This is a genomic window from Myroides indicus (assembly GCF_004364575.1).
Taxonomy (GTDB): domain Bacteria; phylum Bacteroidota; class Bacteroidia; order Flavobacteriales; family Flavobacteriaceae; genus Flavobacterium; species Flavobacterium indicum_A.
Genome location: NZ_SOAG01000054.1, coordinates 1 through 6,849, shown reverse-complemented (window position 1 = coordinate 6,849; position 6,849 = coordinate 1). Strand labels below are relative to the sequence as shown.

3 protein-coding genes are annotated in these 6,849 nt (G+C 36.2%); 2 read left to right on the top strand and 1 reads right to left on the bottom strand.

Annotated features, from left to right (window positions below; translation table 11 throughout):
* Positions 1–99: 99 nt before the first annotated feature.
* Complete coding sequence (locus C8P70_RS13420) at positions 100–2,649, bottom strand: ATP-dependent Clp protease ATP-binding subunit (protein WP_133713819.1); 2,550 nt, start codon at positions 2,647–2,649, stop codon at positions 100–102.
* 242 nt (positions 2,650–2,891) lie between these two features.
* On the opposite strand from C8P70_RS13420, the gene gyrA reads away from it, so the two are divergent.
* The gene (gyrA, locus tag C8P70_RS13415; protein WP_133713818.1) at positions 2,892–5,414 is read left to right on the top strand and encodes a DNA gyrase subunit A; all 2,523 of its coding nucleotides are present in this window, start codon (positions 2,892–2,894) and stop codon (positions 5,412–5,414) included.
* Positions 5,415–5,447: 33 nt separating this feature from the next.
* On the top strand, positions 5,448–6,716 hold the full coding sequence (locus C8P70_RS13410; protein WP_133713817.1) for a tetratricopeptide repeat protein: 1,269 nt from the start codon (positions 5,448–5,450) through the stop codon (positions 6,714–6,716).
* Positions 6,717–6,849 lie beyond the last annotated feature (133 nt).

Sequence of the window (6,849 nt, the reverse complement as noted above, 5' to 3'; positions counted from 1 at the left end):
GTATTCATATACTTTACTTTCTTAAGCCAAATGTATACATTACCTTACATTTTAAACAAAAAAAAGTCGGAAGATTAATCTTCCGACCATGACTACTTTTTAGACATCTTTTTTTTCTATTTGCTTAATTTTAATTTTAAGTTCTTCTTTATCGGATGAAAGAGACATCGTGAGGTGATCGCCTGTTTTGATTTTAGAGTTTACAATCTCTTCTGCTAAAGGATCTTCAATATATTTCTGAATAGCTCGTTTTAAAGGACGAGCACCGTATTGTTTATCAAATCCTTTTTCGGCAATAAAATCTTTGGCTTCTGTAGTCAGTTTTAGCGTATATCCCAAATCTTCGATACGCTTATATAGCTTGCTCAATTCAATATCAATAATTAAATCGATATCTTTTTTCTCTAATGGATTAAAAACAATAATGTCATCAATTCGGTTTAAAAATTCAGGAGCAAAAGCCTTTTTAAGCGCGTTTTCAATAACAGATTTAGAATATTGCTCTGCTTGTTCTTTTTTAACCTGTGTTCCAAAACCAATCCCCTGTCCAAAATCCTTGAGCTGTCTGGCCCCAATATTAGACGTCATAATGATTATGGTATTTCTGAAATCCACTTTTCTGCCGAGACTATCCGTTAAGTGTCCGTCATCTAAAACCTGTAATAGCATATTAAATACATCGGGATGTGCTTTCTCAATTTCATCAAAAAGAATAACGCTGTAGGGTTTTCTTCTTATTTTTTCAGTCAGCTGTCCGCCTTCTTCATATCCAACATATCCCGGAGGCGCACCCACTAATCTTGAAATAGCAAATTTTTCCATGTATTCGCTCATGTCTATTCTTATTAAAGCATCTTCTGAGTCGAACATTTCTTTGGCTATAACTTTAGCTAATTGGGTTTTACCTACACCGGTTTGTCCTAAGAAAATGAATGAACCTATTGGTCTGTTCGGATCTTTTAATCCGGCGCGGTTTCGCTGGATTGCTTTTGCAATCTTAGAAACAGCTTCATCTTGCCCGATTACTTTATCCTTGATTAACTGTGGTAGATTGGCTAATTTAGTAATCTCTTTTTCAGCGATACGATTAACCGGAATGCCCGTCATCATTGAAACCACATCGGCTACATTGTCTTCGGTAACGGTAATACGGTTGTTTTTTACTTCAATTTCCCAGTTTTCCTGAGCTACTGCCAAATCTTTTTCCAATTGTTTTTCATCATCTCTTAAACGAGCGGCTTCTTCATATTTTTGCTTTTTAACCATTTCATTTTTTTCTTCTCGTACCTTTTCTAATTTGGTCTCCAGTTCAAGAACATTTTCCGGAACGTGAATATTGGTTATATGCACGCGAGATCCTACTTCGTCCATTGCATCAATTGCTTTGTCTGGCAAAAAGCGGTCAGTCATATACCGATTTGTTAGTTTTACGCAGGCTTCAATAGCTTCCGGAGTGTAAGTTACATTGTGATGATTTTCATATTTATCTTTGATATTGTTTAAGATAGTGATTGTTTCATCCACAGAAGTGGGCTCAATTATTACTTTTTGAAAACGCCGCTCTAAGGCGCCATCTTTCTCAATATGCTGTCTAAATTCATCCAGCGTAGTAGCTCCGATGCATTGGATTTCTCCTCTTGCCAAAGCTGGCTTAAACATATTGGAGGCGTCTAATGATCCCGTAGCTCCGCCAGCGCCTACAATGGTGTGAATTTCGTCAATGAAAAGAATGATATCATCATTTTTTTCCAGTTCATTCATCACTGCTTTCATTCTTTCTTCAAATTGTCCTCTGTATTTTGTGCCGGCTACTAAGCTTGCTAAATCTAAGGTGACCACGCGTTTGTTGAAAAGAATACGGGAAACCTTTTTCTGTACAATGCGCAAAGCTAAACCTTCGGCAATTGCCGATTTTCCTACTCCGGGTTCTCCAATCAAAAGCGGATTGTTCTTTTTGCGTCTGCTTAAAATCTGTGATACGCGTTCAATTTCTTTTTCTCTTCCTACTACAGGGTCAAGCTTTCCGTTTTCTGCCATTTCAGTTAAATCTCTCCCGAAATTGTCCAAAACAGGTGTTTTAGTACGTTTGGTAGTTTTAGATGCATTACTGTCAGGCCTGTCGCTATCTTTACTGTCATTTTGTCTGGATTCTTCAAAAGTCTCCGCTTTCGGAGAAGAAAGATATTCCTCCTCGTTTTTAACAATATTAGTTTCTGATTTCAAATATTCTTGCTTAACACTGTCGTAATTTACCTTCATCTTGTTTAAGATTTGAGTAGTCGGATCATCGCTATTTTTTAAGATGCACAGTAATAGGTGTGCGGTGTTTATCTCGTCATTTTTAAATAGCTTTACTTCGAGATAAGTTAGTCTTAAAGCTCTTTCTGCCTGTTTAGTCAGGTGTAGAGAAGCCTTGTCATTGACAATGGTTTTGATGTGAGATGTTGGATTTAGAGTCTCTATTTTATGTCGTAGAAAATTAGTATCTATTTCTAAGTCATGTAGAATATTAGCTGCTTCACCTTGTTCAACTCTCAAAAGCCCTAATAAAAGATGTTCTGTACCAATAAAGTCGTGCCCTAAACGGAGCGCTTCGTCTTTACTGTACGAAATCACATCTTTTACTTCTTGTGAAAAATTATCGTCCATTTAAATAAAATTTTAGGTGAATATTTAATTATACGTTTAGCTTGTGCAATAAGTATGCCTCTGCCAAAAGCTGTCATAGCTAATTGACAAAAAAAAAGCGAATAATCAAAATTTTTAAAATAGATTTTTTAAAGACCAATTGTTGATAAATGAAGTTAAATAGTTGTTTGAAAACAAAGAATAACGCAATAAAAATCGTATATTAGCGCGTTTAATATTTGATAAATTAATTTTATATACTTATGGTTGAAGGAGAAAAGTTGATTCCTATTAACATTGAAGAGCAAATGAAATCAGCTTATATTGATTATTCAATGTCGGTAATAGTTTCCAGAGCACTTCCGGATGTTAGAGATGGCTTAAAACCTGTTCATCGAAGAGTATTGTTTGGGATGTATGAATTAGGCGTTTTGTCTAATCGGGCACATAAAAAATCTGCTAGAATTGTAGGAGAAGTGCTGGGTAAATACCACCCTCATGGCGACTCTTCTGTATATGATGCAATGGTTCGTATGGCTCAGGATTGGAGTATGCGTTACCTGCTTGTGGACGGACAGGGGAACTTTGGATCAATAGACGGTGATAGTCCTGCTGCAATGCGTTATACTGAAGCAAGAATGAAAAAAATATCAGAAGAAATTCTTGCAGATATAGATAAAGAAACGGTAGATTTTCAGCTTAACTTTGACGATACGCTCGAAGAACCGCGAGTAATGCCCACCAGAATACCAAATCTGTTGGTAAATGGCGCTTCGGGTATTGCAGTAGGAATGGCTACCAATATGGCTCCTCATAATTTATCTGAAGTTATTGACGGAACATTGGCATATATCGATAATAACGATATTGAGATAGACGAGCTGATGAACTACATCAAAGCTCCTGATTTTGCCACAGGCGGAATTATATATGGGTACGAAGGAGTTCGCGAAGCTTTTAAAACAGGTAGAGGACGCGTAGTTATGCGTGCAAAAGCCAACTTTGAAGAGATAGACGGAAGAGAGTGTATTGTAGTGACAGAGATTCCGTATCAGGTTAATAAGGCAGATATGATTAAAAAAACTGCTGATGCTATTAATGAGAAAAAGATAGACGGAATTGCTACTATTCGCGATGAATCAGACAGAAAGGGAATGCGTATTGTCTATATTTTAAAAAGGGATGCCGTACCTAATGTGGTGCTCAATACTTTATATAAATTTACTCAATTGCAGTCTTCTTTTAGCGTAAATAATATTGCGTTAGTTAATGGAAGACCTCAGCTGCTGGATTTAAAAGAACTGATTTATCACTTTGTAGAACACAGACACGATGTTGTAACCAGACGTACGCAATTTGAACTGAGAAAAGCTGAAGAAAGAGCACATATATTAGAAGGATTGATTATTGCCTCTGACAATATTGATGAGGTAATTGCTTTGATAAGATCTTCGAGCAATGCAGACGAAGCAAGAGCCAAATTGATTGAACGCTTCAGTTTAAGCGAAATTCAGGCAAGGGCTATCGTTGAAATGCGTTTGCGTCAGCTAACCGGATTAGAACAGGATAAACTTAGAGCAGAGTACGAGGAAATTATGAAATTAATTGAGCGTTTAAGAGCTTTACTAGCGAGTAAAGAACTTAGAATGAACTTGATTAAAGAAGAGCTCACTGAGATTAAACAAAAATACGGCGATGAGCGTCGTTCTGTTATTGAATATGCAGGAGGAGATGTAAGTATTGAAGATTTAATTGCTGATGAACAGGTTGTTATTACTATCTCTCATGCCGGATATATCAAAAGAACTCCACTTTCTGAATATAAGACGCAAAACAGAGGAGGTGTAGGACAAAAATCTGCCGGAACGAGAGACCAGGACTTTTTGGAACATATGTATGTGGCAACAAACCACCAGTATATGTTATTTTTTACCCAAAAAGGAAAGTGTTTCTGGATGCGGGTTTACGAGATTCCGGAAGGAACGAAAACAAGTAAAGGACGCGCTATTCAAAATTTGATCAATATTGAAAACGACGATAAAGTAAAAGCGTTTATTTGCACACAGGATTTAAAGGATGAGGAATATATCAATAATCATTACGTGATTATGGCTACTAAACAAGGGCAGGTGAAAAAAACGCCTTTGGAGCAGTATTCCCGCCCGCGTCAAAATGGAATTAATGCAATTACCATTAAGGAAGATGACGAATTGCTGGAAGCAAAACTGACAGATGGAAAAAGTAAAGTACTTATTGCTGTTCGTTCAGGAAAATTAGTTCGTTTTGATGAAGCGAAAACTCGTCCGATGGGAAGAACGGCCTCTGGAGTTAGAGGAATTACTTTAGCAAACGAGAAGGATGAAGTAATTGGAATGATTTCTGTAAGTGATTTAGATAGCGAAATTCTTGTGGTTTCTGAAAAAGGGTATGGAAAACGCTCGGCTTTGGATGAGTATAGAGAAACAAACCGTGGTGGGAAAGGAGTTAAAACCATGAATATCACTGAAAAAACCGGTGAGTTAGTATCTATTAATGCCGTAACTGATGCAGATGATTTGATGATTATTAACAAATCGGGATTGACTATCAGAATGAGGATTTCGGACTTGCGGGTAATGGGACGAGCTACACAAGGTGTGAAACTAATCAACATCAAGGGGAATGATTCTATTGCGGCAGTTTGTAAAGTGATGAAAGAAGAAGAGGATGTAAATGTTGAAGATTTAGAGCAAATAGATATTCCAGCAACTAATCCTTCTGAGCAAGAAAATAATCAGAACGAGTAAAAAGAGATAAAATAAACTTTTAAAATTAAAATCATGAATAAGAGATATGTTTATTTACTTTCGGCTTTAATGATATCCGGACTTACGATGGCTCAGAAAAAAGAGCTTAAAGATGCAGAGAAAGCCGTAAAAAAAGGAAATGCAGTAGAAGCAAGCGCTGCTCTTAAATCCGTTGAAGCTGTATTAGGAAGTGCAACGAATGAGCAAAAAGCGCAATATTACGCATTGAAAGGAAATTTGGCATACGCGCAAATTGAAAAGGGACAAGAGTTTGATAAAAATGTAGATGTTGTTATAGATTCTTATAAAAAACTGACTGAAATTGATAAAGATAAAAATAGTAAGTTGGTAAAACAGGCAAGCGAAGAAATGAACGTTGTGGCTTCAAAAGTTGTAAATAAAGCGATTGAGGAAAACAATGCTTCAAATTTTAAGGGAGCTACAAAGCGTTTTTACCAAGCCTATGAACTAAATCCTGCGGATACTCTTTATCTGTATTATGCTGCTACAACGGCAGTAAGTTCTAAAGATTATCCAGTTGCAATTAATTATTATAAACAGCTTATCGATTTAGGATATAAAGGCAATGAATCCTATTATACTGCGGTAGAAAAAGCCTCGGGTGAAACGCAAAATTTTGGAAAAGATTCAAAAATGCGAGATTTGTTTATAAAACAGGGTACACACACAGATCCTAAATTTGTGAAAGAAGAGTCGAAACGTCCTGAAATAGTGAAAAACTTAGCGCTTATTTACTATGAGCAAGGGAAGTACGATGAGGCAGAAGAAGCTATTGCAGAAGCAAGAAAAGCTAATCCTGACGATATAAATTTAATGCTGACTCATATGGATTTATATTTAAAATCCAATAATATGGGGAAATATGAAGAATTGGCAAGAGAGGTTTTAGCAAAAAATCCAAATGACGATGTGTTGCTTTACAATCTGGGAGTAACTAGCTATCAGGCTGGCAATCTGGAGGAAGCTAAAAAATATTATGAAAGAGCAATTCAAATCAACCCTAAAAATGAAAATGCCTATTTAAACATGGCATTTATTAAATTGCAGCCGGATGAAGAAATTACTAATAAAATGAATAGTTTGGGAATGTCTGCTGCAGATAACAAAAAATATGAAGAGCTTAAAAAACAAAAAGATGCTCTTTATAAAGATGCTATGATCGATTTGGAAAAAGTAATTTCGATTAACCCTGATAATCAAGAAGCATTGCAAACACTGCAAAATATTTATCGCGCTTTGGAAATGAACGATAAACTAAAAGCTCTTGAAGCAAAAATGTAACAAAAAGATGGTTATAAAAAAAAAGGCTCGCTTTAAGCTAGGAGTGGTCGGAAGAAATTCTGACCACTCTTTTTTTATATAATAGGTACTTTGTTAGGGTCTCCCCCAGTTAAAGCAACAATAAGTGCAATAA